This is a genomic window from Undibacterium hunanense, from assembly GCF_014284335.1.
In the GTDB taxonomy this organism is placed as follows: domain Bacteria; phylum Pseudomonadota; class Gammaproteobacteria; order Burkholderiales; family Burkholderiaceae_D; genus Undibacterium; species Undibacterium hunanense.
The window spans coordinates 1-619 of record NZ_JACOGF010000042.1 but is presented as its reverse complement, the minus strand read 5'-3'; the positions used below and the strand labels follow the sequence as shown (position 1 = coordinate 619).

At 50.7% G+C, this 619-nt stretch carries 1 protein-coding gene; it reads left to right on the top strand.

What is annotated here, in order from left to right; all coding sequences use genetic code 11:
* The coding region (locus tag H8L32_RS27230) for a hypothetical protein (protein WP_408058971.1) at positions 1 to 619 on the top strand (619 nt) is incomplete at both ends.

Genomic DNA, 619 nt, shown 5'->3' with positions numbered 1-619 from the left:
TCGTGATCACTGCCAGCCAATACGCTGCTCTGGTTGCTGCACGTGCTGCATTGTCCCTGAGCACACCAGTTATCACCTTCACAGGCAATGTGCCACATCAACTGACTATCGTTGATGACATCGCTGGCGCAAACAACATTGATCTGTCCCTGATCTCTGTAACGAGCGGCACTTTGGTGATTGACACAACGTCCTCTTCCAATGCAACTGGCGGCGGCGTGAACAACACGACCACATCCAATGCAGTCACCGTATCCGGTGGTGCAGTGGTGACAACAGGTGTTGTTGGTACATCCCCAGTCAACGGTGGCGGTACAGCACTGACAGCAACAGCATTCGTAGCTGGCGGTACTTACACAAGCGCTGTCAATGTGAACGACAACTTCACAGGTACAGTGGCTAACCTGAACGGTACTACCATCAGTGGTAATGTTGGTGATACAGACACGATCACTTTGACTGGTAACTCCACTGTTGCTATCGGTAACGGTACAACAGGCGGTACGATCACCAACATCAAGTCTCTGATCACTGATAACACTGGTGGTTCGATCACTTTCGGTGCAACAACGACAGGTATCACTACAGTAACTGGCGGTACAGGTACTGACAACGTTGA